23 protein-coding genes are annotated in these 23,126 nt (G+C 48.2%); 8 read left to right on the forward strand and 15 right to left on the reverse strand.

Features of this window, described 5'->3' with window-relative positions:
- Positions 1-11 precede the first annotated feature (11 nt).
- A complete protein-coding gene (locus CP950_RS01530; protein ID WP_096672092.1) occupies positions 12-467 on the reverse strand; it encodes a DUF192 domain-containing protein in 456 nt (151 codons plus the stop codon).
- A gap of 134 nt (positions 468-601) precedes the next feature.
- Entirely contained in the window at positions 602-805 is a 204-nt protein-coding gene (locus CP950_RS01535; protein ID WP_096672093.1) for a cold-shock protein, read from the reverse strand.
- Between the two features lie 284 nt (positions 806-1,089).
- Between CP950_RS01535 and clpS the strand changes: the two genes are divergently transcribed.
- Together clpS and clpA are read left to right on the forward strand one after the other, a co-directional pair.
- The gene (clpS, locus tag CP950_RS01540; RefSeq protein WP_243391879.1) at positions 1,090-1,437 is read left to right on the forward strand and encodes an ATP-dependent Clp protease adapter ClpS; all 348 of its coding nucleotides are present in this window, start codon (positions 1,090-1,092) and stop codon (positions 1,435-1,437) included.
- The gene (clpA, locus tag CP950_RS01545) at positions 1,434-3,740 is read left to right on the forward strand and encodes an ATP-dependent Clp protease ATP-binding subunit ClpA (protein ID WP_096672095.1); all 2,307 of its coding nucleotides are present in this window, start codon (positions 1,434-1,436) and stop codon (positions 3,738-3,740) included. The genes clpS and clpA overlap by 4 nt, the downstream gene beginning before the upstream one ends.
- 58 nt (positions 3,741-3,798) lie before the next feature.
- On the opposite strand, the gene dut is transcribed toward clpA, so the two are convergent.
- The 5 genes from dut to CP950_RS01570 are packed head-to-tail and all read right to left on the reverse strand — an operon-like array spanning position 3,799 to position 9,813.
- The gene (dut, locus tag CP950_RS01550) at positions 3,799-4,248 is read right to left on the reverse strand and encodes a dUTP diphosphatase (RefSeq protein ID WP_096672096.1); all 450 of its coding nucleotides are present in this window, start codon (positions 4,246-4,248) and stop codon (positions 3,799-3,801) included.
- A 30-nt stretch (positions 4,249-4,278) separates the two neighbouring features.
- Positions 4,279-5,490 (reverse strand): bifunctional phosphopantothenoylcysteine decarboxylase/phosphopantothenate--cysteine ligase CoaBC, encoded by a 1,212-nt coding sequence (coaBC, locus tag CP950_RS01555; RefSeq protein WP_096672097.1) that lies wholly within the window; start codon positions 5,488-5,490, stop codon positions 4,279-4,281.
- A gap of 9 nt (positions 5,491-5,499) precedes the next feature.
- Positions 5,500-5,988: a signal peptidase II gene (gene lspA / locus CP950_RS01560; protein ID WP_096672098.1), complete on the reverse strand. Its 489-nt coding sequence runs from the start codon at positions 5,986-5,988 to the stop codon at positions 5,500-5,502.
- A gap of 20 nt (positions 5,989-6,008) precedes the next feature.
- Positions 6,009-8,888 carry an isoleucine--tRNA ligase gene (ileS, locus tag CP950_RS01565; protein ID WP_419185567.1) on the reverse strand — a complete coding sequence of 960 codons (2,880 nt, stop codon included), beginning with the start codon at positions 8,886-8,888 and terminating at the stop codon, positions 6,009-6,011.
- The gene (locus CP950_RS01570; RefSeq protein WP_096672100.1) at positions 8,863-9,813 is read right to left on the reverse strand and encodes a bifunctional riboflavin kinase/FAD synthetase; all 951 of its coding nucleotides are present in this window, start codon (positions 9,811-9,813) and stop codon (positions 8,863-8,865) included. The genes ileS and CP950_RS01570 overlap by 26 nt, the downstream gene beginning before the upstream one ends.
- A 38-nt stretch (positions 9,814-9,851) precedes the next feature.
- On the opposite strand from CP950_RS01570, the gene purN reads away from it, so the two are divergent.
- The 3 genes from purN to CP950_RS01585 are packed head-to-tail and all read left to right on the forward strand — an operon-like array spanning position 9,852 to position 13,282.
- Positions 9,852-10,481, forward strand: a complete 630-nt coding sequence (gene purN, locus CP950_RS01575; RefSeq protein WP_096672101.1) for a phosphoribosylglycinamide formyltransferase — start codon at positions 9,852-9,854, stop codon at positions 10,479-10,481.
- Positions 10,478-12,055 (forward strand): RsmB/NOP family class I SAM-dependent RNA methyltransferase, encoded by a 1,578-nt coding sequence (locus CP950_RS01580; RefSeq protein WP_207760173.1) that lies wholly within the window; start codon positions 10,478-10,480, stop codon positions 12,053-12,055. Before purN ends, CP950_RS01580 begins: the two co-directional genes overlap by 4 nt.
- A 51-nt stretch (positions 12,056-12,106) precedes the next feature.
- Entirely contained in the window at positions 12,107-13,282 is a 1,176-nt protein-coding gene (locus CP950_RS01585) for a DesA family fatty acid desaturase (RefSeq protein WP_165766402.1), read from the forward strand.
- Between the two features lie 66 nt (positions 13,283-13,348).
- Here the strand turns inward: CP950_RS01585 and rpmG are convergent, their stop codons facing one another.
- The 3 genes from rpmG to radC all read right to left on the reverse strand — a co-directional run bounded on the left by rpmG (position 13,349) and on the right by radC (position 14,589).
- Positions 13,349-13,516: a 50S ribosomal protein L33 gene (gene rpmG, locus CP950_RS01590; protein ID WP_015421876.1), complete on the reverse strand. Its 168-nt coding sequence runs from the start codon at positions 13,514-13,516 to the stop codon at positions 13,349-13,351.
- A gap of 11 nt (positions 13,517-13,527) precedes the next feature.
- A complete protein-coding gene (gene rpmB / locus CP950_RS01595) occupies positions 13,528-13,761 on the reverse strand; it encodes a 50S ribosomal protein L28 (RefSeq protein ID WP_088526345.1) in 234 nt (77 codons plus the stop codon).
- A 138-nt stretch (positions 13,762-13,899) separates the two neighbouring features.
- Positions 13,900-14,589, reverse strand: a complete 690-nt coding sequence (gene radC / locus CP950_RS01600) for a RadC family protein (RefSeq protein WP_336437092.1) — start codon at positions 14,587-14,589, stop codon at positions 13,900-13,902.
- 42 nt (positions 14,590-14,631) lie between these two features.
- On the opposite strand from radC, the gene CP950_RS01605 reads away from it, so the two are divergent.
- Positions 14,632-15,078, forward strand: a complete 447-nt coding sequence (locus tag CP950_RS01605; protein WP_108720880.1) for an FKBP-type peptidyl-prolyl cis-trans isomerase — start codon at positions 14,632-14,634, stop codon at positions 15,076-15,078.
- A 3-nt stretch (positions 15,079-15,081) separates the two neighbouring features.
- Positions 15,082-16,035, forward strand: coding sequence for a 4-hydroxy-3-methylbut-2-enyl diphosphate reductase (gene ispH / locus CP950_RS01610; protein WP_096672103.1), 954 nt, complete (start codon positions 15,082-15,084; stop codon positions 16,033-16,035).
- A gap of 30 nt (positions 16,036-16,065) precedes the next feature.
- On the opposite strand, the gene CP950_RS01615 is transcribed toward ispH, so the two are convergent.
- A complete protein-coding gene (locus CP950_RS01615) occupies positions 16,066-17,259 on the reverse strand; it encodes an acetylornithine transaminase (protein WP_096672104.1) in 1,194 nt (397 codons plus the stop codon).
- Positions 17,260-17,319: 60 nt separating this feature from the next.
- The gene (locus tag CP950_RS01620) at positions 17,320-18,360 is read right to left on the reverse strand and encodes a CDP-6-deoxy-delta-3,4-glucoseen reductase (RefSeq protein ID WP_096672105.1); all 1,041 of its coding nucleotides are present in this window, start codon (positions 18,358-18,360) and stop codon (positions 17,320-17,322) included.
- A 36-nt stretch (positions 18,361-18,396) separates the two neighbouring features.
- Here CP950_RS01620 and CP950_RS01625 point away from each other — a divergent pair, with 36 nt between their 5' ends.
- Complete coding sequence (locus tag CP950_RS01625) at positions 18,397-19,302, forward strand: SDR family oxidoreductase (RefSeq protein WP_096672405.1); 906 nt, start codon at positions 18,397-18,399, stop codon at positions 19,300-19,302.
- On the opposite strand, the gene CP950_RS01630 is transcribed toward CP950_RS01625, so the two are convergent.
- From CP950_RS01630 to CP950_RS01640, 3 genes are all read right to left on the reverse strand, one after another.
- On the reverse strand, positions 19,265-21,037 hold the full coding sequence (locus CP950_RS01630) for a glutamine--tRNA ligase/YqeY domain fusion protein (RefSeq protein ID WP_096672404.1): 1,773 nt from the start codon (positions 21,035-21,037) through the stop codon (positions 19,265-19,267). The two genes, CP950_RS01625 and CP950_RS01630, sit on opposite strands and share 38 nt — an antisense overlap.
- A gap of 83 nt (positions 21,038-21,120) precedes the next feature.
- Positions 21,121-22,623: a tripartite tricarboxylate transporter permease gene (locus CP950_RS01635; RefSeq protein WP_096672106.1), complete on the reverse strand. Its 1,503-nt coding sequence runs from the start codon at positions 22,621-22,623 to the stop codon at positions 21,121-21,123.
- An 18-nt stretch (positions 22,624-22,641) separates the two neighbouring features.
- Entirely contained in the window at positions 22,642-23,100 is a 459-nt protein-coding gene (locus CP950_RS01640) for a tripartite tricarboxylate transporter TctB family protein (protein WP_096672107.1), read from the reverse strand.
- Positions 23,101-23,126 lie beyond the last annotated feature (26 nt).

Here is a 23,126-nt window from a genome sequence, read left to right on the forward strand (position 1 = left end):
CGGGTGGTTTTTTATTTCCTAGGCAAGCCTTGAATAATCATCCCAGGTACGATCACGCGCTCGGAGAACCACCGTTTATTCATCTCTAAGGCAAAGCGGATTGGGGCTTGAGGACAGTGATTGGTAGTGGTCTCTGACTGCATTTCATCAACATTAACTATCTTGCCATCGTCAGCAATAAAGGCAATCGATAATGGAATCTTGGTGTTATTCATCCAAAAGCAATGGCCAGCTTTTTGCTCAAAGACAAATAACATCCCTGAATTCACGGGCATGGTTGTTCGATTCATGAGGCCCACTTCGCGAGCCTTCGGTGTGTCAGCTAACTCGGCTTGAATGCGGTAAATTCCGGTCTTTAGCTCGATGGTAGGAAGCCCACTATTTTGCTGGGCAATTGCCAAACTGGAAAATAGACCGAGGATTGCGGCAATGAAAAAAGTGCAATATTTAAAGTTTGCTGAAGGCATAGTGGCGAAGAAAATTAGTAAAGATTAAAAGTGAGACTTTAAAGAGTCGACATTGATTCTAAGATAAGGCGAAATTGCAGACGAAAAAAAACCCAGGAACAAATCCTGGGTTTTTTACGATGATCTAGTATCGATCAAGCACCTTGGATATTGGTAGCTTGTTTGCCCTTAGGACCTTGGGTAATATCAAACGTTACCTTTTGGTTTTCTTTGAGGGTTTTGAACCCAGGCATTGTAATTGCGCTGAAATGCGCAAACAACTCTTCTTCACCATCATCAGGTTTGATAAAGCCAAAACCTTTTGCATCATTGAACCACTTTACAATTCCGGTCGCCATGCGAACTCCATTACATAAACTTAAAACAACCGTGATGAGGGTGAATACTTTTTAATCAGTCTCGCTCTACAACACGCCTAAATATAGGCCTTAAGAAAGACCTATCACTTCATTGTTAGCCGTTTATTGCTAGGTGTCAAGGGGTCGCATACCGATAGATACCCTAAAGAACCCTTTTTTTATGGAAAATTGCCCCAATATAGGATGGATAGCCCTTAGTTGATGGTTTTTCACAACAAGACCCCAAAAACCAAGTTTACTTATCTGTGTTTAGAATGTTTAGCATGAGTCGCGCAATTAAACCCCCCTTAGTCGGTAATCCAAATAACCCCCAAATTGAAGACACCATTCTTCTCGAGAAGCAGGCCGAGAAAACTAAGGCGCCTTCGATGCACAAGGTTTTGTTATTAAATGATGATTACACCCCAATGGAGTTTGTTGTTATGGTGATTCAAGAGTATTTTAATAAGGACCAAGAGACCGCAACAAGAATCATGTTGCAAGTTCATTTGGTTGGTAAAGGAGTGTGCGGAATATTCACGCGCGATGTGGCTTCAACAAAAGTGCATCAAGTTATCGAGCTTTCCCGCCAAGCGGGTCATCCACTACAGTGCACTATGGAGGAAGTATGATTGCCCAGGAATTAGAAGTAAGTTTACATATGGCCTTTGTTGACGCAAGAGCCGCGCGTCATGAATTCATTACGGTAGAGCATTTGCTCTCCGCCTTGTTAGATAACGCAACGGCTGTCGAAGTGCTTAAGGCATGTGCGGTCAATATTGCCGAGCTACGCACTCAGCTTAAAAACTTCATCAACGACAACACCCCGGTAGTCCCCGGTAATGAGGAAGTGGATACGCAGCCTACATTGGGCTTTCAGCGGGTAATTCAACGCGCCATCATGCATGTGCAATCGACATCCAATGGTAAGAAAGAGGTTACGGGCGCAAATGTGCTCGTGGCAATTTTTGGCGAAAAAGATTCGCACGCAGTGTATTTCTTGCAACAACAAGGCGTTACGCGTTTAGATGTAGTGAACTTTATTAGTCACGGTGTTCGTAAGGACCAAGCTGAGCAGGTCAAGCCTGTAGACCCAGCGCAAGAGACCGAAGAAGCGGCGGCTGGTGGTAAAGAGAGTCCTCTTGAGCAATACACCCAGAATCTTAATGTGTTGGCTAAACAGGGCAAGATTGATCCATTGATTGGCCGAGACGGCGAGGTAGAACGTGTCATTCAGGTGCTTTGTCGTCGCCGTAAGAACAATCCATTGCTGGTCGGTGAAGCTGGAGTGGGTAAAACCGCGATTGCTGAGGGACTTGCTTGGCGTATCGTCAAAGGAGATGTTCCTGAAATTTTGGCCGATGCTACCGTCTACTCTTTAGATATGGGCGCCTTACTTGCGGGTACAAAATATCGAGGCGACTTTGAGCAGCGCTTAAAGAGTGTTTTGAAGTCGTTAAAAGACCATGCCCATGGCGTGTTATTCATTGATGAAATCCATACCTTGATTGGCGCAGGCGCTGCATCGGGTGGAACTTTGGATGCGAGCAACTTACTTAAACCCGCCTTATCCAATGGTCAACTGAAATGTATTGGAGCAACAACGTTTACGGAGTATCGCGGTATCTTCGAAAAAGATGCGGCGCTGTCACGCCGTTTCCAAAAGATCGACGTTGTTGAGCCTACTGTTGACCAGACCGTGCAAATTCTGCGCGGCCTAAAATCCCGCTTTGAAGAGCACCACAGTGTGAAGTATGCGGCCGCTGCTTTAGTCGCCGCCGCTGAATTGTCGGCAAGATACATTAACGATCGCCATTTGCCTGATAAAGCGATTGATGTCATCGATGAAGCGGGTGCTGCGCAACGCATTCTGCCCAAGTCTAAACAGAAGAAAACCATTGGACGTCCAGAGATCGAAGAGATTGTGGCAAAAATTGCGCGTATACCGCCCCAATCAGTTACGGTGGACGACCGCAGCAAATTGCAAACTTTGGATCGCGATATTAAGAGCGTTGTCTTTGGTCAAGATCCCGCTATTGAAGCCTTGGCTAGCGCCATTAAGATGACGCGTGCAGGGCTTGGCAAAATTGACCGCCCAATTGGCTCGTTCTTATTCTCAGGCCCTACTGGTGTTGGTAAGACCGAAGTAGCTAAGCAGTTGGCTTATATTTTGGGAATCGAGCTTTTGCGTTTTGATATGTCTGAGTATATGGAGCGTCATGCCGTGAGCCGTTTAATTGGGGCGCCTCCCGGCTATGTTGGCTTTGATCAAGGGGGCTTGCTTACTGAGGCCGTTAACAAGAAACCGCATTGCGTTCTTTTGCTCGACGAAATTGAAAAAGCGCATCCAGATATCTTCAATATTCTCTTGCAGGTAATGGATCATGGCACCTTGACGGACAACAATGGCCGTAAGACTGATTTCCGGAATGTCATCATTATCATGACTACGAATGCGGGTGCTGAAGCCATGCAGAAGTCCACTATGGGCTTCACCAATGTTCGTGAGTCTGGCGATGAAATGGCGGATATTAAGAAGTTCTTTACTCCTGAGTTCCGCAATCGTTTGGATGCGATTGTCTCGTTCAAAGCCTTGGATGAAACCATCATCATGCGGGTGGTCGATAAGTTCCTCATGCAACTTGAAGAGCAGTTACATGAGAAGAAAGTCGACGCCACCTTCAGCACTGCCTTACGCGCGCATCTAGCAAAACATGGCTTTGATCCGCTGATGGGCGCTAGACCAATGCAACGCATTATTCAAGATACGGTTCGTAAAGCTTTAGCTGATGAATTGCTGTTTGGTAAGTTAGCGCAAGGTGGATCGGTTGCTGTAGACATTGATTCTGATGGCAAGGTGAAGTTGGATTTTCATGGAGTTCCACCGGCCAGCGACGTGAAGAAAATTGATGTCGCTCCAGCTGAGGAAATCTAATTTTTAAGGCGTATAGAAGGGAAATAAAAAACCAGCCTCGGCTGGTTTTTTATTGATCTCATGCCCTGCCGGTGCTCCCAAATCCTCCGGCACCCCGGCTGCTCTCAGTAAATTCTTCGACGACTTTAAGCTCAACTTGTTGCACTGGCATAACCACTAGCTGAGCCAAGCGTTCCATCGGTTCAAGCCTAAAGGAAGTGCTGCCTCGATTCCACGTGCTCACCATGAGTTGACCTTGATAGTCGGAGTCAATTAGGCCGACTAAGTTGCCCAAGACAATACCGTGCTTGTGGCCTAGACCAGAGCGGGGCAGGATAAATGCCGCGTAGCTGGGATCCTCAACGTAAATTGCCAGACCGGTAGGCACCAGAATAGTTTGGCCTGGGGCAATTTCGATGGCTTCATCAATACAGGCGCGCAAATCCAGCCCTGCACTACCGGGGGTGCCATAACTAGGGAGCTGATCACGCATACGCTCATCGAGAATTTTGACTTGAAGTGCTTGCATCACGTTTTCCTAATACAGTTTGAATGTAGTTTATATTTTTTTAGCTACCAGCTGAATCAGCTGGCGTGCTAGTTCAAGCTTTTGCGCCTGCGCAAATTTCTTGCTACCGCGTTCATCAATGACGAGTAATTGATTGAGATCGCTTCCAAAGGTATCGGGACCAATGTTGCCAACGATCATTGGAATGCCCTTACGCTGGCGCTTCTCATCGGCATAATTTGCAAGGTTGTCCGATTCAGCAGCAAAGCCAACGCAATAGGGATGAGGTTTGCCAGACTTTACTTTGGCGGTTTTGGCCACATCAAACAAAATATCTGGATTAGCCACAAATTCCAGTGTTGGGGCTTTAGTGCCTTGGCGTTTTATTTTTTCTTTAGCGGGCTTGGCAATACCCCAATCAGCCACTGCCGCTACAGCAAAGAAGATATCGCAATCGGTTGCACCCAAAGCAGCAGCATGCATTTCTTGCGCACTCACGACATTGGTGCGGATAATGTTTCCAGTTGCCTCAAGGGGGGTGGGTAAATCACATGGACCTGCTATCAAATGAACCTGTGCGCCCGCCTCTAGAGCTGCACGGGCAATGGCAAAGCCCATTTTTCCGGAGCTAAGGTTGGTAATTCCGCGCACTGGATCGATTGCCTCGTAGGTAGGTCCAGCAGTAATTAAAACGCGCTTTCCAGCTAATATTTTCTTCTGAAAAAAGGCAATCACCTGCTCCAGAATTTCTGCCGGCTCTAGCATGCGGCCAAGACCAATTTCTCCACACGCCTGAAAACCACTAGCAGGGCCCAGCAAGGCAACTCCGTCGGAAGTTAAGCGTTGCACACTTCTTTGGGTGGCAGCATGGTCCCACATCTGCTTATTCATGGCAGGAGCCAGCATTAAGGGGCAATCTCTAGCGAGGCAGAGGGTCGTTAATAAATCGTCAGCCAAACCTAAGGATAGTTTTGCCATCATGTCAGCGCTGGCAGGGGCAATCAGTATGGCATCGGCGGCTCTAGAGAGCTCGATATGCGCCATATTGTTAGCAATGCTCTTATCCCACTGACTCGTGTAGACCGGATGACCTGTGAGGGCCTGCATCGTCACGGGTGTCACAAATTGCTGGGCAGCTTCGGTCATAACGACTTGTACGCTGGCACCCTCTTGAATGAATAAGCGCGCTAGCTCAGCTGATTTATAGGCAGCAATGCCCCCAGAAATGCCAAGGACGAGTTTCTTATTTAAGAGTGATTGCATACGGCTAGATTAATCGGGTTGAGGCGATTTGCCAAATGACTTGCGCACTTCAATCAAAATAATCAGCGCAGCCCCAACGCTAATAGCGCTATCAGCGATGTTGAAGGCTGGCCAGTGCCAATTGCCATAATGAACGTCAATAAAGTCTACTACCGCCCCGTAAAGAATGCGATCCAAGACGTTGCCAAGGGCTCCCCCCAAGATCAGGCTAAGAGCCCAAGTGAGTATTGAGTCATTTTGATTTTTGCGCAAAAGATACAGGATATAAACCGACGCACCTAGACCGAGGAGTGTAAAAAACCAGCGCTGCCAGCCTGAACCCTGGGCTAAGAATGAGAAAGCAGCCCCAGGATTAAATAACAATAACCAGTTTAAAAATGGTAAGACCACTTCAGGAGTACCGTACTGCAAATGGCTTAATGCCCACCATTTGGTCAGTTGATCCAAAAAGAGTACCGACGAAGCTAGCAATAATGGGCGTATAAATAAGCGATTCATTAGCAGCGGCAACTTTCTTTTTAGGCGAACAAGCGATGTTCACCATCGCCAAATAGGTTGCTCACGCAGCGCCCACACAATTCGGAATGCTGCGCATTACTCCCGACATCCTTTGCGTGGTGCCAGCAGCGAACGCATTTTTTAAACTGGCTAGCGCGTACCGCAACTTCTAATGCGCCTGTACTTTCAGCTACTGAAGCGCTTGAAGTGATCGTGACAAAGCGTAAATCATCCCCTAAAGACTTAAGTAATGCAAAGTCTGCCTTGGGCAATTTGATTATCAACTCGGCCTGTAAAGAGGAGCCAACGTGACCCGCTTCACGTTCAATTTCAATCGCCTTCGTTACTTCAGAGCGCATCTCCCGGATGCGCTGCCATTTAGCGAGCAAGTCCGCTGCGTGAGGAATTTCTGGGAAGAGGCCGAATTCTTCCATGAAGATCGATTCAGATATTTTCTCGTTTGCGCCTTGTGATAGATCTTGCCACGCTTCTTCAGCAGTAAAGGAGAGGAAGGGAGCCAACCACTTTAAGAGATTACGGGTGATGTAAAACAGGGCGCTCTGTGCTGCTCGACGCTCGGCTGAGTTAGGGGCGCTGGTGTACAGGCGATCTTTAAGAATATCTAAATAAAAGCCACCTAAATCCTCAGAGCAGAATGACAGAATGCGTGCAACAGCAGGCTGAAATTCGTAAGTCTCATAGTGGGCCTTAAGCTCGCCTTGCAATTGATTTGCTAAAGCTACAGCATAACGATCAATCTCTAACCATTGATCAACAGGAACGGTATCTTTGCTAGGATCAAAGTCAGAAAGATTGGCTAATAAAAAGCGCAAAGTATTGCGAATCCGACGATAGCTCTCTACTACACGTTTCAAAATCTCATCGGAGATGGTCATCTCGCCAGAGTAGTCCGTAGAGGCGACCCACAGGCGAATAATTTCAGCGCCTAATTTGTCGGCAACTTGCTGAGGAGCAATCACGTTACCGACGGACTTGCTCATCTTGCGACCTTGCCCATCCACGGTAAAGCCATGGGTCAAGAGTGCTTTATAAGGGGGCTTGCCATCAAGCATTGAGCCAGTGAGTAGAGAAGAATGAAACCAGCCACGATGCTGATCAGAGCCCTCTAAATACAAGTCGGCCAAACGCCCCTCAGGAAGTTCAGACTCCGCCCTGAAAAGCTCATGCCGATGAGAGCCTCGAATCACATGCCAATGAGTAGTTCCTGAATCAAACCACACATCAAGGGTGTCACGATTCTTTTCATACTGAGAAGCTTCATCGCCGATCAGCTCACTCACTTCCAGCTTTTGCCAAGCCTCGATGCCATTTTCCTCAACTCGTTTAGCTATTTCTTCGAGTAACTCTTGGGTGCGAGGGTGGGGCTCACCACTTTCTTTGTGCACTAAGAAAGCCATCGGTACACCCCATTGGCGTTGACGTGACAAGGTCCAATCAGGTCGATTGACAATCATGCTGCGTAAACGTTGTTGGCCCCAGGCAGGAAAAAACTCGGTCTTTTCAATTCCAGCTAAAGCAGTCTCACGCAGTGAGGCACTACCGTCGGTGGGCTTTTTATCCATGCTCGCAAACCATTGCGAAGTCGCGCGATAAATAATCGGCGTCTTATGGCGCCAGCAATGCATATAGGAGTGGCTGTAGGATTTATCCCGTAACAAACTACCTGCTTCACGCATTGCAGCGACAATTTTTGGATTGGCTTTCCAAATAAATTCATTAGCGAATAACGGTAGCCACGATGCATACACGCCATTGCCCATAACGGGATTAAGAATGTCCTTATCAGCAAGTTGATTTGCCTTGCAAGACTTAAAGTCTTCCTCACCATAGGCGGGCGCCGAATGCACAATGCCCGTGCCGGTATCGAGTGTCACGTAATCCGCGGTGTAAACGGGTGATAAGCGTTTGTAGCCGTCATGCAATGGCGCTAGAGGGTGCCAAAAGGAAATGTTAGCCAATTGACTGCCTAGACAGGTAGCAAGGACAGTTCCCTCAAAACCATAGTCACTCAAGCAAGTAGCCACGCGGTCTTGCGCCAATAGGAGCAGCTGGTCACCAACATCAACCAAGGCATAACTGAGTTCTGGATGAACGTTTAAGGCTTGGTTAGCTGGAATGGTCCAAGGTGTCGTGGTCCAGATCACGATCTTTCCAGGCTTGGCTGGTAACGCACTTAATCCAAATGCGGTTGCTAGCTGAGGAAGCTGGGCTTCATCAAACGCAAAACCTACGTCGATCGCTAAATCGGTTTTGTCTTGGTATTCCACTTCGGCTTCAGCGAGTGCAGAACCACAATCAAAACACCAGTTCACGGGTTTTAATCCCCTAAAGACATAACCTTTGTCCCAAATTTTTCCAAGGGCCCGAATCTCATCGGCCTCATTTTGAAAATTCATAGTGAGGTAAGGGTTCTGCCAATCGCCGAGCACGCCTAAACGCTCAAAATCTTTTTTCTGTTTCTCGATTTGTACCAAGGCATAAGCACGCGCCTTTGCTTGCACTTCTTGAGTAGATAAATTCTTTCCAAATTCTTTTTCAATCTGAATCTCAATTGGCATGCCATGGCAGTCCCAGCCTGGGACGTATACAGAGTCAAAGCCCATAAGCCAGCGGGACTTCACAATCATGTCCTTCAGAATTTTATTCACAGCGTGACCAATATGAATGTCACCGTTGGCATAAGGAGGGCCATCGTGCAAAATAAACTTTGGCTGATGAGCATGTGTGGCACGAATCTTTTCGTAGAGCTTATTTTTTTGCCATTGCGCTACCCACTGCGGCTCGCGCTTAGCTAGGTCTCCACGCATTGGAAAGGGGGTCTCTAAAAGATTGACGGGGTAGTTATTTACTTTTTCAGACATATTCTTTTTTCTTGAAATAATTTCTAGCATGCGCCGCATCAGATGCAATCGCTTGAGTGAGCGTGTCGAGGTCAGCGTATTTCGCCTCATCACGAATTTTTTCCAATAACTCTACGGTAATAATTTTTCCATAGACCTCTTGGTTGAAGTCAAAGAGATGGGTTTCCAAAAGGACGCGACCTTGGTCTTCCACGGTAGGCCTGACTCCCAAGCTAGCCACAGCAGGAAGAGGGTTCTCACTTAAGCCAATGACTTGGGCAGTAAAAATCCCGCTCGTAGCAGGTTTGCGATGGTGTAGATGGTTGGCAACGGCTAGGTTTAGAGTGGGAAAGCCCAGTTGTCGCCCCAGTTTTTGTCCGTGAATCACATGCCCTGAAATTCCATAAGGGCGTCCTAGCAACTTGGTCACTAGTTCCATGTTGCCATTTGCGAGAGCATCGCGTAAGGCAGAGCTAGAAATGCGTTCACCATCTTCAAGAACGGTATCAATGCTGGAAACCTCAAAGCCATATTGTTCACCGGCTGCTTTGAGACTGGCGAAATTACCCACTCGTTTTGCGCCATAGCAAAAATCATCACCGATCAAGACCCACTTAGCATTGAGTTGCTTTACTAAAATTTCGGATACGAATTCATCGGCACTCAATCGTGCGAAAGCGGAATTGAAATGCTCCACCACTACGCGATCGATACCGACTTTGGCAAAGGCGGCTAATTTATCGCGTAAATTCAGAATGCGGGGAGGGGCTTGCTCTGCCGAGAAAAACTCCTTGGGGTGGGGTTCAAATGTGAGAACGCAACTCTCCAAGCCTCTTTCTTGTGCCCCAGACTGAAGTTGTTTTAAAAGAGTGCGGTGACCCCTGTGCACGCCATCGAAATTACCGATGCTTAGGGCACAAGCAGGTCTTACGGAAAACTGGGTGGAGCCACGGAATACGTTCACTAATCGCTTTCAGGATAGCCATCAATTATATTGTGGACATGCAATCTATCGTCACCTTAATCTCCGGCCGCGGAACTAATTTCGAGGCAATCGTCAAAACAGCTCAAAAAGAGCAATGGCCAGTCCAATTTGCGGGGGTCATTGCGAACCGCGCTGCGGCTGCAGGCCTTGATTTTGCTCGCTCGCAGGGCATACCTGCTTTCTTTATCGAGCACCAAGACTTTGCTACGCGGGAGTTGTTCGATGCAGCCCTAATCGAGAAAATCGATGAACTAGGGGCTGATTTGGTCGTTTTGGCTGGTTTTATGCGAATTTTGACGCCTCACTTCATTCGCCATTACGCCGGTCGCTTGATCAACATCCACCCAGCGCTGCTTCCCGCTTTCCCTGGTTTACACACCCATGAACGCGCTTTAGAGGCTGGAGTGACCGAGCATGGGGCCACCGTACACTTTGTAACCGAAGGTGTCGACGAGGGCCCAATCATCTGCCAAGCCTCTGTTCCTGTGCTTGCAGGGGATAATGCAGACACGCTCGCGGCCCGTGTTTTAGCCGCAGAGCATCAGATTTACCCGCGGGCCGTAAAATGGTTCCTTGATGGACGATTGCGAATAGAAGGTAAGCAAGCGAAGCTTTTTCCCGAAGAGCCGCAATTAATAAAATTATGAGTAAAGAACGTTCACCCCGTGGCGCCAATGCTGGCTCCAAAACAACTACCCGCTTAGCGCCACACAAAAGCTATGCGGCCAAAACTAAAGACCCTTTGCGCCGTCCCGAGCGTCGCAACGCTAGCGGCAATTTAATTGCCCCAGTAGGGCAAAAAAACTTTTCCAATGCGAAGGCATTACCCCAGCACGCCCTTCATCTAGAGCGTTTGCTTCCCGAATTGCTGAGCTTTGAGCAGCCGGCTGACCGCGTGGTGAGCCGCTACTTTCGTGCTGAACCGCAGTTGGGTAATCGCGACCGTGCACTCATTGCTGAAAGCGCTTTTGCTATTTTGCGTCGTAAAAATGAGTTCTCTCAGTTTGCTTCCAGTGGGGAAGGCTCTCAGCCGAGACGCTTAGCCCTATTGGGTTTGCTGTCGGCCCTTTCTGAGGGTGGACTGGGATCTGCTAACCGCATGGAAAGCGCGATTGCAGACTTAGCCCACGTCCTCAAGCCAGGCGAGTATGAATGGCTTCAGCGTTTTGCCACGATTGATCCAGCGACTTTAAGTCCGCTCGTGCGCAACAACTTACCGGAGTGGTTATGGGATGCGTTTGGCACCTATCCCGGTGAAGACTCACGTGAAGCACTAGCAAAATGCCTGATGCGCCCCGCATTATTAGATTTGCGCGCCAATACGATGAAGACCACGCGCGAGCAATTACTTGCCGAGATGAATGCCCTCGGAGGTCGTTATCAAGCAATTCCAACGCCGTATTCACCAGATGGCGTGCGCATTATGGGTAAGCCTGCCTTACAAAATACGGTAGGTTTCAAGGCAGGTATGTTTGAGGTGCAAGATGAGGGCAGTCAGCTGCTATCCTACTTGCTAGCCCCCAAGCGCGGCGAAATGGTAGTGGATTTTTGTGCTGGTGCTGGTGGCAAGACTTTGGCGATTGGGGCGCTCATGCGCTCTACAGGACGCCTGTATGCATTAGATACATCAGAGCGTCGCTTAGCCAATTTGAAGCCAAGGCAGGCCCGTAGCGGCCTCTCCAATGTCCATCCGGTATGGATTGATAGTGAGAATGATGCCAAGATCAAGCGTTTGGCTGGCAAGATAGACCGAGTGTTAGTAGATGCCCCTTGCAGCGGCATGGGAACACTGCGTCGTAACCCAGATCTGAAATGGCGTCAGACTCCTACGGGAATTTTGGAGCTGAACGAAAAGCAAACCAATATTTTGGCCTCTGCTAGCAGGCTCCTTAAGCCGGGTGGCCGCCTGGTTTATGCCACTTGCAGTTTGATGCCTCAAGAAAACCAAGCGATTGCAGAGGATTTTCTGGCAAAACACCCTGATTTTGAGGTGATACCAGCGGCACAGGCTCTTAAGTCCCTGTTTCCTAAGGATGTATTGCCTTTGGGATGCAGCCCGGACAATCCTTGGTGGCAGTTGTGGCCCCATATTCACGATACCGATGGCTTCTTTGGAGCGATCTTTCAAAGAAAAGCAGCCGTCATAGAAAAAAAGCTACCGGCTGAAGAATGCGCGCCCGATGCAGAGAAGCCCAAAAAGACCAAGAAAGCCCTAAAATAGCGGTTTACCCCTGTTTAGGAATTTCTTTTGAATGCAGCTTTGAGTTTTAGCATTGACCCTTTTGTGAGTTGGTTGGCCAACGGTTATTTAGCTTGGTCTTGGTGGCAAATTTTGGTCTACACCCTAGTGGTGACCCATATTACGATCGCCGCAGTGACAATCTACCTGCACCGATGCCAAGCGCACCGCGCTTTAGAGTTGCACTCGATACCTTCGCACTTCTTCCGCTTTTGGCTTTGGCTAACTACCGGAATGGTGACAAAAGAATGGGCAGCTATTCATCGCAAGCATCACGCTAAGTGTGAGACTGTAGATGATCCCCATAGCCCTCAAGTGCTGGGTATTCATACCGTCCTCTCACGCGGCGCTGAACTCTATAAAACGGAGTCCCGCAACCTAGAAACTTTATCGAAGTTTGGGCATGGCACACCATCAGATTGGTTAGAGCGCAATCTGTATTCTCGGTTTACTTGGCAAGGCGTGGCTCTGATGCTGATTGTGGATGTCTTTCTGTTTGGTGCCATTGGCTTAACTGTTTGGGCAGTGCAAATGTTGTGGATCCCGATTACCGCCGCTGGCGTGATCAATGGGATTGGACATTTCTGGGGCTACCGAAATTACGATTGTGAAGATGCCTCTAGAAATATTGTTCCTTGGGGAATTTTGATTGGCGGCGAGGAGCTCCATAACAATCATCACACCTTCGCTACCAGCGCAAAGCTATCTAACAAATGGTACGAATTTGATATTGGCTGGTTTTATATTCAAACCTTGAGCCTGGTCGGATTGGCTAAGGTCAAGAAGACTCAGCCTAAACCAGTTCTAGCTCATTTACGCCCAGCCGATCAAAACACGCTGGAAGCAATCATTGCCAACCGCTACGAAATCATGGCGCGCTACAGCAAGACCTTACGTGATTTCTTTAGCCACGAGGCGCAGCATATGCAAGTCTTGGCTGCCCACTTGAACGATGCGCGTACTTGGCTTTGTAAAGACGAGTCTCGTCTAAGTGAGGAAGAAAAACTCAAGCTTGAAGAGTTGATTGCTACGAATGCCCAACTGCGTAAGATGGTAGAAATGCGCCGCGACTTGCAAGCCATTTGGGGGCGCTCCAACGCGTCTGGTGAGCAATTGCTAGCTCAGTTGCACACTTGGTGCCAACAAGCCGAGGATAGCGGTTTAAATAGTTTGAAAGAGTTTTCGCTCAGATTGCGACGCTACGCATAAGTAAGCAAGAACAGGCAATAAAAAACGCGCTGATGTAGCGGGTTTTTTATTAGCAAAGTAAATAAATTACTTTAGCTTCGTTTCTTTGTAAGCAACGTGCTTGCGAATAGTGGGATCAAACTTCATGATCTCCATTTTCTCAGGCTTGGTACGCTTGTTTTTGGATGTGGTGTAAAAGTGACCAGTACCAGCTGATGACTCTAATTTGATTTTCTCTCTACCGCCCTTAGCCATTTCAATGCTCCTTAAATTTCGCCGCGTGCACGGAGATCGGTCAATACGGCATCAATACCGTTTTTGTCGATAACGCGCAAACCAGCATTGGTTAAGCGCAAGCTAATCCAACGGTTTTCAGATTCAACCCAGAAACGGCGATTTTGCAAATTAGGCAAAAACCGACGCTTCGTTTTATTGTTTGCATGGGATACATTGTTGCCAACCATCGGCTTCTTCCCAGTGACTTGGCAAACTTTTGCCATGACGTGACTCCATTAATTGCGAAAAAAGAAGATTGTATCAGGCGTAAGCTATTTTGGGCTAGTCCTTATTCACTTACTTCTAGATGATTTTATCTTTTAGAGCGTCGGAGGGTGAAAAATATTGCATTAAGTAAGTGATTACTCATCCGTATAACTATCATTCATAAGCCCAGCCTCTAAAAAAGAGAAAAAACCGCTGCCACTAACGATGCAGTGGTCTAGAAGTGGGATATCGACTAATTGAAGCGCAGAACTCAATGTTTTGGTTAATTCCTGATCCGCTCTGCTGGGCAGTGGGCTGCCACTGGGGTGATTGTGGGCGACGATCAGGGCACTTGCATTCCTAGAGAGTGCTTCTTTTAAGATCTCTCTGGGATAAACCGCGGTTTGGGTAATGGATCCCCTAAAGAGCTCCTGACACTCAATTAAGCGAAAGCGGGAATCTAGGTAGAGACAAAGGAAGACCTCGTGCGGTAGCCGCCCAATTTTGGCTTGCAAGTACTCTTTTACTTTGGCCGGGGAGGAGAAAATCGAATCCTGCGCAAGACCCTCTTCTAAGCTGCGCTTGACCAATTCATAAGCCGCTTGAATTTGTGCCCATTTCGATAGGCCCATTCCTTGAATGCTCACAAACTCTTCGGGTGTACACGACATCAGCCTGGGAAGGCTGCCAAATTGATGAATGAGGTCCTTTGCCAATGCCACGGCTGTTTTGCCTTTGATGCCCACCCGCAGGAAGATGGCTAACAACTCGGCATCAGTGAGTGCTTGAGCCCCTAAAGCACGTAATTTTTCTCTTGGCTGCTCCATTTTTGGCCAGGCTGTTATGGGGGAATGCACGCTAGCGTCAGGCCTAGATACAATAAGCTTATGACTACGCTTACGGTTTTGCCCAACTCCTTCTTGACCTTGAACTACCGCCTGACTTTGCCCAGCGGGGAGGACTACATCAACACGTTTATTGATCGACCTGCTACGGTCTTGATAGGGTCTGGACAATTTGCGCCTTGTTTTGAGAAAGTATTGATTGGTTTAGCGGTAGGTGAAAAAAAGAGCGCATTACTTTCGCCCAAAGAGAGTTTTGGCGAGCGCAAAGAGGATTTAGTCCAATGGGTCTCCCTGAAAGCGCTCAAAGAAGGGCGCGACGAGGATACGGAATTTCATCCCGGTGATGTCATCGAATTTAATGCGCCTAGTGGCGCTCAGTACGCTGGCGTGCTGCAGTCGATTGACGATGAGGGTGCGTGGTTTGATTTCAATCACCCTCTGGCTGGAAGGGCTGTTACCTTCGAAGCTGAAATTGTGGCTATTCTTTAAATCATGAGCAATCCAAATCCAGTAGCAGATCCAGCTGAAATCTTGATGGCGCAGCCGCGGGGCTTTTGTGCGGGCGTTGATCGAGCTATCAACATTGTTAATGAGGCCCTCATTCGTTTTGGTGCACCAATTTATGTGCGCCATGAAATTGTTCACAACGCCTACGTAGTGAATGAATTGCGTGAAAAGGGCGCAGTGTTTGTTGATGAGCTCGAGCAAGTTCCTAAAGGGGGCATTGTGGTGTTTAGTGCCCACGGGGTGTCTCAAGAGGTGCGCAAGGATGCCGAAGAACGTGGCCTGCAGGTCTATGACGCGACGTGCCCCTTGGTCACCAAAGTGCATCTGGAAGTGGTAAAGATGTGCAAAGAAGGCTTTACTGTACTGATGATTGGACATGCTGGACACCCGGAAGTCGAGGGTACGATGGGCCAAGTCCAAGCAGGTATTCACCTGATTGAAAAAATTGCCGACATCAACGATTTGCCGTTTGCTGCGCATGAAAAAATTGCCTTTGTTACGCAAACCACCCTCTCAGTAGATGAAACTAAAGAAATCGTTGAGGCACTAACGCAGAAGTTTCCGAATATTGTTCAGCCCCGCAAACAAGATATTTGTTACGCCACGCAAAATCGCCAAGATGCAGTGAAATTTATGGCGCCTCAGGTTGAGGTAGTTATTGTGGTGGGAAGTAAGGCGAGCTCGAACTCGAATCGCTTGCGAGAATTGGCTGAAAAGCTTGGTGTACCTGCTTACATGGTCGATGCCCCAGAGCAACTGCAGGCGGAATGGTTTGTCGGTAAGAAAAGAGTCGGCTTAACTGCGGGCGCTTCAGCCCCCGAAAGTCTTGCGCTTTCGATCGTTGAAAAAATTCAAGAGTTTGGTCCTCGGCAGATTCGCAATCTTGAAGGCATCGTTGAAGATGTCACCTTTTCTCTCCCAAAGAACTTGGTTAGTTAATAAAAAAGGGGCCTCTAAGAGCCCCTTTTACTAAACTGCCTGCTTGAGAAGTTCTCTCAACATGCCGCTCATTTGACGAATTTCATCATCCTCAACATTGAGCGCGGGCATAAAGCGCAATAAATTTGGTCTTGGCGAGTTCAGCAAGACGCCATCAGGGCTGCGATTTCGGCCTAGCTCGACTAACTTAGCGCCGATATCTTTACCTAGAATGAGGGCGCGTAGCAAGCCCATACCGCGCTCTCCACCAAGGCCAAACTCTTGGGAAATGGCCAAAAGTTCAGAGCGCAGTAATTCACCTTTGGCTTGTACAGCTTCTAAAAATCCCGGAGCAATGAGTTGCTCAATCACGCTGGCACCCACCGCAGTCATCAGTGGGTTACCGTTATAAGTACCTCCTTGATCGCCTGGCACAAAGCAGGCCGCTGCCTCTGTTGCCAATAAAGCAGCTAGGGGAACGCCACCACCGATGCCTTTACCTAAGGACATGATGTCTGGTTCAATACCAAAGTTTTGGTAGGCAAAGAGTTTGCCAGTGCGACCACAGCCTGCCTGGACTTCATCCACGATGAGAAGAATATTGTTTTCTTTAGTGAACTTGCGTAATGCCTGCATAAATTCTGTTGTTGCTGGGATCACGCCACCTTCGCCTTGAACGGGCTCCAACATCACGGCCACAGTTCTTTTGGTGACCAGTTTTTGCACCGATTCCAGATCATTCAAGTCGGCCTTAAGAAATCCAGGCACTTGAGGGGCAAACATCGTGTCCCAACCTTCCTTACCCGAGGCGCTCATGGTGGCTAAGGTGCGACCATGAAAGCTGTGATCAAAGGTGATGATTTCAAAGGCGCCAGACTTGTTAATTTGACCCCATTTACGGGCTAACTTGATCGCGCCTTCATTCGCTTCAGCGCCGCTATTGGCAAAGAAGACCTTCTGAAAGCAACTATTGTCTGTCAATAAATTAGATAAACGAATCATCGGTTCGTTGTAAAAAGCCGGACTTGGACTAATCAGCTGATGGGCTTGGCTATTAAGCGCTGCAATCATTCCAGGATTGCAGTGGCCTAGACAATTCACAGCCCAACCTTGCAGAAAATCCAAATAGCGCTTGCCGTTATTGTCGGTTAACCAAGAGCCTTTGCCCTCGACCATAATGAGTTCTGGCCGTGGGGTGATGTACATGACTGAATGGGAGTCTACGTTGTGGGCTGGCTGGTTCATGGCAGTAGGCAAAGTAATGAATGTGGAGGTTTGATTATCGTGCTTTGTGAAGGAATGGGTTTAATTGGCAACGAGATCCGCGGCACTGGTAAACGAGTCCGCAAAAAACTCGTCCTCAGGCAGGCGGCAGATTGACGAGAAATCCTGGCGGGCTGCATTGACCATGATGGGGGCGCCACAGCTATAAACCTGAAAACTTGCCATGTCAGGGTGATCCGCCATTGCAGCCAAGTGAACAAACCCACTGCGACCAGACCAGTGATCTTCAGGTAAGGCATCAGATAAGACGGGAATGTAAGTCAGGTTAGGCATTTCAGCTTCCCACAAGCGGCACAACTCATCCATGTAGAGGTCACTTGAACGTCGGCCACCCCAGTAAAGATGAATGCTGCGATCGATTTGCTTAAGGCGCATTTGCTCAATGATTGCCTTGATAGGGGCAAAGCCAGTGCCAGCCGCTACAAAAATGATGGGTTTCTTAGAGTCTTCTCTTAGAAAAAAACTCCCCATTGGACCTTCAAAACGCAATATGTCTTTTTCCTTGAGTGACGGCTCCACGGCGCCAAAGACAAAATCGGTGAAGATGCCGCCGGGGGTGTGTCTGACATGCAGTTCTAGTGGACCCTCTTGGTCCGGCGCGGTTGCAATGGAATACGCCCGTCGTTGACCATCTTTTAATAGAAACTCAATATATTGACCAGCTAGAAACTGAAAGCGTTCAGAAGCTGGTAGCTGCAACTTGAGAATAGCGACATCGCTACTGGGCTTCAGAATGGTATTTACTCGGCAAGGCACCTTCCGAATGGCAATATCGCTATTTCCTTGTACCTCTCGTGCCTCAATGAGTAGATCAGATTGAGGATGGGCGCAACAAAAAAGAATTGCGCCAGCAGTCTCGTCGGCGCGGCTCAAGGCCCCTTCACTATGTTCACCGTGGATTACCTGACCCTCTAGGATTTTCCCCTTACACGAGCCACAAGCACCGTTTTTACAGCCATAGGGCAAGTTGACGCCCTGATGAAAGGCTGCCTCAAGGAGAGTCTCATCTGCACCTACGGTAAATTGTTTGCCGCTCGCTTTGAGCGTAACTAGGTAAGACACTCTCATTCCTTTCAATAAATCGTTACGATGTGGTCTATGCGTTCTTTTGGCAAATCCCGAATTCTGATTATTGGCTGTGGAGACATTGGCTTACGTGTCGCCAAGCAGCTTTCTCGTAGTCATCATGTATTCGCATTAACTTCCCAAAAAGAACGCTTTCCAGAATTAAGGGATCACAGTGCAACGCCTATTTTGGGAAATCTAGATCATCTAGATAGCTTATGGCGTTTGCGCGGTCTTGGAGAAACAGTAATTCATTTAGCGCCGCCCCAAAATATGGGTAATCGTGATAGCCGAACTCGCAACCTTTTGCACATTTTAGCCCAAGCCCCCCATTCTGTTGGGCGACTCATTTATGTGAGTACAACGGGAGTATATGGCGATCATCGTGGCGGCTATGTATCTGAAGTGACACCTGTCAATCCGCAAAGTGAACGCGCTAAGCGCCGCGTCGATGCCGAGCAGACCTTGCGCTTATGGGCTCCGGCTCATGGAGTTGCTTTAACTACTTTACGTGTGCCAGGCATCTATGCTGAAAATCGACTTCCGATTGAACGCATTCAGTCGGGCACCCCAGCCTTATTGCCCGCTGAAGATGCTTACTCCAATCACATCCATGGTGATGACTTAGCAAGGATAGTGTGTGCGGCGGTCTATCACGGCAAACCTCAGCGGGTGATTAATGTCTGTGATGGTGGTGAAACAAAGATGGGCGATTACTTTGATGTGGTTGCTGATGCATTTTCCCTCGATCGGCCGCCACGTATGCCCGCCGTTGATTTGCAAAAACTAGTAAGTCCGATGCTCTGGTCTTTCATGCGCGAATCGCGGCGCGTCACGAATTCGCGTTTAAGTGAACTCAAAACACCCCTGCGCTATCCTAGCGTAGCGGCTTTTCTGAAAACTATTTCCAAGAATCCTTCAGACCCACAGCGCGATTAAACACAGGCTTCCCAGGTAGGGAGTCAACGCTATCAGCAACAAAGTAGCCATGCCGCTCAAACTGAAAACGCTCCTCGGGCTGCACATCTTTCATGCAAGGTTCTAAATACGCAGTCCATGTTTGTTTGGAGTCAGGATTGATGACATCCAGAAAATTTTTGTCACCGCTGTCGGGGTGTGGCTCATTAAAGAGGTGATCGTAAATGCGTACCTCAGCTGAAATAGCCTCTGCAGCACTGACCCAATGGAGGTTGCCTTTGACTTTGTAGTTATTTGAGCCAGGGGTGCCGCTTTTACTATCGGGAAAATAATTCGCGTGCACTGCAATGACCTTGCCATCGGCGTCTTTGTCGTAGCTAGTACATTCAATAACGAAACCATTACGCAAACGCACTCGTCCGCCTAGCTGATCGCCAATAGGGGGATAAAGTCTAAAGAAGCCTTTAACTGGCTCTGGCATGAAGTCGTCCGCCTCAATCCATAGCTCACGCGTGAAATGAAACTCTCTGGTACCAAGCTCTGGATGCTGAGGGTGGCGCGCCGCCGTGCAAGGCTCTCTCGCCGCGTCATCAAAGTTGTCAATGATCAGTTTGAGCGGCTTGAGTACCGCAGTAGCACGCGGCGCTTTGGGTTCAAGATCATCGCGGAGCGCTTGCTCTAGGGTGCTCATGTCGATCCAGCTATCGGCTTTAGAGACCCCAATGCGCTCACAGAAAAGCCGAATACTCTCTGGGGTATAGCCCCTGCGCCGAATTCCGACAAGGGTAGGCATGCGCGGATCGTCCCATCCGGAGACACGCCTTTCTTCGACCAACTGCAATAGCTTGCGCTTGCTAGTGATGGTGTAAGTCAGGTTCAGGCGGGCAAATTCATACTGATGCGGCAGTGGGTCTTTAAAGACCCCCGCATCTTTAAGCGCGCTGACGATCCAGTCATACAGGGGTCGATTATTTTCAAACTCTAAGGTGCAAATAGAGTGAGAGACATTTTCTAAGGCATCTGAAATGCAGTGCGTGAAATCATATAAAGGATAGATGCACCATTGATTGCCCGTTCTGTGATGCTCAACATGCCGAATGCGATACACCACAGGGTCGCGCATCACAATATTGGGATGCGCCATATCAATCTTTAAGCGCAGAACATGTTGGCCGTCTGCATACTGGTTGGCACGCATCGCACGAAACAGATCAAGGTTTTCTGCGACAGTGCGGTTGCGGAAAGGGCTATTTTTGCCAGCCTGTCCAAAATTACCCCGATGGGTATGAATATCTTCCGCGCTTTGGCTATCAACGTAGGCCTTGCCGTTTTGAATGAGGATTTCTGCAAATGCATAGATTTGCTCAAAATAATCACTGGCGTGATACAGATGCACGCCCCAATCAAAACCGAGCCACTTTACAGCCTCCAAAATACTATCAGCGTATTCAATATCTTCTTTGGCTGGATTGGTGTCGTCAAGGCGGAGATTGCAGCGTGCGCCGCCCGCTTGTTTGTTGTAGTCAGCAGCTAAGCCAAAATTCAGACAAATACTTTTAGCGTGACCAATGTGAAGGTAGCCGTTTGGTTCCGGTGGAAAACGTGTAATCACAGCTGGAATTACTTCCCCCTGTAAATTCGTACGCCCTATAAAGGTGCCACCAGCTAAATCATGATCAATGATTTGACGCAGGAAGTTAGAGGGCTCGCTAACGGAGGTATTGGAATTTTTTGTAGTTTTGCTATCGTCGGACATACTCGCATTGTAGAGAAAAGCCCGATCCACAAAGAAAAAAGCCCGCATACTGTCGCGGGCTCAATTCTTTAGTGGGCAAGGTATTAATCCTCTACAAAGGCCTCTTCGCGGGTCTTCTTAACCGCTGGCAAGGCGACGATGACTACTAGCAAGAGCGCAGCAATCAGCAATCCCAAAGACAGGGGGCGTGTGATGAAGGTTGTAAAGTCACCGCGGGACAGGAGCAGGGCACGCCGGAAGTTCTCTTCCATCATTGGCCCCAAGATAAACCCAAGAAGCAAGGGCGGGGCTTCGCAACCCAATTTGGTAAAAAGATAGCCCACAATGCCAAAAGCAGCAGTGATGTATACGTCAAATACCGTGTTGTTTACTGTGTAGACACCAATACAACAAAATACCAAGATAGCGGGATACATGTAACGGTAAGGAATTTTAAGTAACTTCACCCACATACCAATCAAGGGCAGGTTCAAAATGATCAGCATCATATTACCGATCCACATCGAGGCAATCAGACCCCAAAAGAGCGCTGGATTACTGGTCATTACCTGTGGACCTGGTTGGATGTTGTGAATGGTCATCGCCCCCACCATTAAAGCCATTACCGCGTTGGGTGGAATGCCTAAGGTCAGCAAAGGGATAAACGAAGTTTGTGCTGCAGCATTGTTAGCAGACTCTGGTCCGGCCACACCCTCAATCGCACCCTTACCAAATTCATGACTATATTTGGAAGACTTCTTTTCTACAGAGTAAGCGCCAAAAGCAGCTAAAGCAGCTCCCCCACCGGGCAGAATGCCCAAAATGGAGCCGATAGCGGTGCCGCGCAAGATAGATGGAATCATGCGCTTCACATCTTGCTTGGTTGGAATCATCGAGGTCACTTTATTCAGGAAGCCCTCATCCTCACCCTTTTTCTCGAGATTACCCATAATCTCCGCAAAACCAAATACCCCCATGGCGACACTTACAAAACCGATACCATCGCTCAGTTCTGGGATATCAAAGGCATAACGAGAAACGCCAGAGTTCACATCAGTTCCAATGAGACCTAACAACAACCCGAGCACAATCATGCCAATTGCTTTAATTAAGGAACCCGAGGCCAGCACTACGGCACCAATCAAACCCAACACCATCAGCGAAAAATATTCCGCAGGCCCAAATTTAAACGCTAGTTGAGAAAGCGGTGCGGCGAAGGCTGCCAGCACCAGCGTTGCAACGCAACCCGCAAAGAAAGAGCCCATGCCCGCGGTAAAGAGGGCGACGCCAGCCCTACCATTTCTGGCCATTTGATAGCCATCAATGGCCGTGACCACCGACGACGTTTCCCCCGGAATATTGAGCAAAATTGCCGTAGTCGACCCGCCATATTGGGAGCCATAGTAAATACCGGCCAACATAATTAGCGCTGCCGTTGGAGGCAAAGCGTAGGTTGCTGGCAGGAGCATGGCAATAGTTGCAATGGGACCCAAACCAGGAAGAACGCCGATTAAAGTGCCTAAGATGCACCCAATAAAGCAGTACATCAGATTCTGTAGAGTAAAAGCTGTATCGAAACCGAGCGCTAAATTGCTAAATAAGTCCATTTTGAGTGTCTCGATTCGTTATTGTAAAAAGAAAGGGAGCAGTGGAAATTGCAGCTTGAGGCCTAAAACAAAGACAACATAGGTTGAAATTGCCAATACAGTGGCATTAACTAAGGTGCCCCTCCAGCTAAATTCATGACTAGCACTAGCTGACATAAACACTAAAACTACGATCGCAACCGCAAATCCCATAATTGGCAATAACACTCCGTAAAGCACTACCGAACCCGTAATCAAGCCAATCACTTTCCAATTGAATTGTGGAATCAATTCCACGAAAGCAGTAGCTTGCATAGACTTTACGAGAATGAAAAGGCCAATCACGGTCATGAGAATCCCCAAATAAAAGGGAAAATATCCAGGACCCATTTTGGCGGGGGTGCCCATGGGATATTGCAATGCGATGATGGTAAAAAATAAGCCAACCACCATATACATGATCCCGGCACCAAAGTCTTTCTGATTGCGGATTTTCAAGCTATGCTCCTAATGGAATGGCTTTG

Origin of the sequence: Polynucleobacter meluiroseus (assembly GCF_900205755.1) — a bacterium.
Lineage (GTDB): Bacteria > Pseudomonadota > Gammaproteobacteria > Burkholderiales > Burkholderiaceae > Polynucleobacter > Polynucleobacter meluiroseus.

What these genes read in the sequence shown, in the direction of transcription:
- CP950_RS01530 (WP_096672092.1), bottom strand. Translation starts at nt 467, where the DNA reads ATGCCTTCAGCAAACTTTAAATATTGCACTTTTTTCATTGCCGCAATC.
- CP950_RS01535 (WP_096672093.1), bottom strand. Translation starts at nt 805, where the DNA reads ATGGCGACCGGAATTGTAAAGTGGTTCAATGATGCAAAAGGTTTTGGC.
- clpS (WP_243391879.1), top strand. Translation starts at nt 1,090, where the DNA reads ATGAGTCGCGCAATTAAACCCCCCTTAGTCGGTAATCCAAATAACCCC.
- clpA (WP_096672095.1), top strand. Translation starts at nt 1,434, where the DNA reads ATGATTGCCCAGGAATTAGAAGTAAGTTTACATATGGCCTTTGTTGAC.
- dut (WP_096672096.1), bottom strand. Translation starts at nt 4,248, where the DNA reads ATGCAAGCACTTCAAGTCAAAATTCTCGATGAGCGTATGCGTGATCAG.
- coaBC (WP_096672097.1), bottom strand. Translation starts at nt 5,490, where the DNA reads ATGCAATCACTCTTAAATAAGAAACTCGTCCTTGGCATTTCTGGGGGC.
- lspA (WP_096672098.1), bottom strand. Translation starts at nt 5,988, where the DNA reads ATGAATCGCTTATTTATACGCCCATTATTGCTAGCTTCGTCGGTACTC.
- purN (WP_096672101.1), top strand. Translation starts at nt 9,852, where the DNA reads ATGCAATCTATCGTCACCTTAATCTCCGGCCGCGGAACTAATTTCGAG.
- CP950_RS01580 (WP_207760173.1), top strand. Translation starts at nt 10,478, where the DNA reads ATGAGTAAAGAACGTTCACCCCGTGGCGCCAATGCTGGCTCCAAAACA.
- rpmG (WP_015421876.1), bottom strand. Translation starts at nt 13,516, where the DNA reads ATGGCTAAGGGCGGTAGAGAGAAAATCAAATTAGAGTCATCAGCTGGT.
- rpmB (WP_088526345.1), bottom strand. Translation starts at nt 13,761, where the DNA reads ATGGCAAAAGTTTGCCAAGTCACTGGGAAGAAGCCGATGGTTGGCAAC.
- CP950_RS01605 (WP_108720880.1), top strand. Translation starts at nt 14,632, where the DNA reads ATGACTACGCTTACGGTTTTGCCCAACTCCTTCTTGACCTTGAACTAC.
- ispH (WP_096672103.1), top strand. Translation starts at nt 15,082, where the DNA reads ATGAGCAATCCAAATCCAGTAGCAGATCCAGCTGAAATCTTGATGGCG.
- CP950_RS01615 (WP_096672104.1), bottom strand. Translation starts at nt 17,259, where the DNA reads ATGAACCAGCCAGCCCACAACGTAGACTCCCATTCAGTCATGTACATC.
- CP950_RS01625 (WP_096672405.1), top strand. Translation starts at nt 18,397, where the DNA reads ATGCGTTCTTTTGGCAAATCCCGAATTCTGATTATTGGCTGTGGAGAC.
- CP950_RS01630 (WP_096672404.1), bottom strand. Translation starts at nt 21,037, where the DNA reads ATGTCCGACGATAGCAAAACTACAAAAAATTCCAATACCTCCGTTAGC.
- CP950_RS01635 (WP_096672106.1), bottom strand. Translation starts at nt 22,623, where the DNA reads ATGGACTTATTTAGCAATTTAGCGCTCGGTTTCGATACAGCTTTTACT.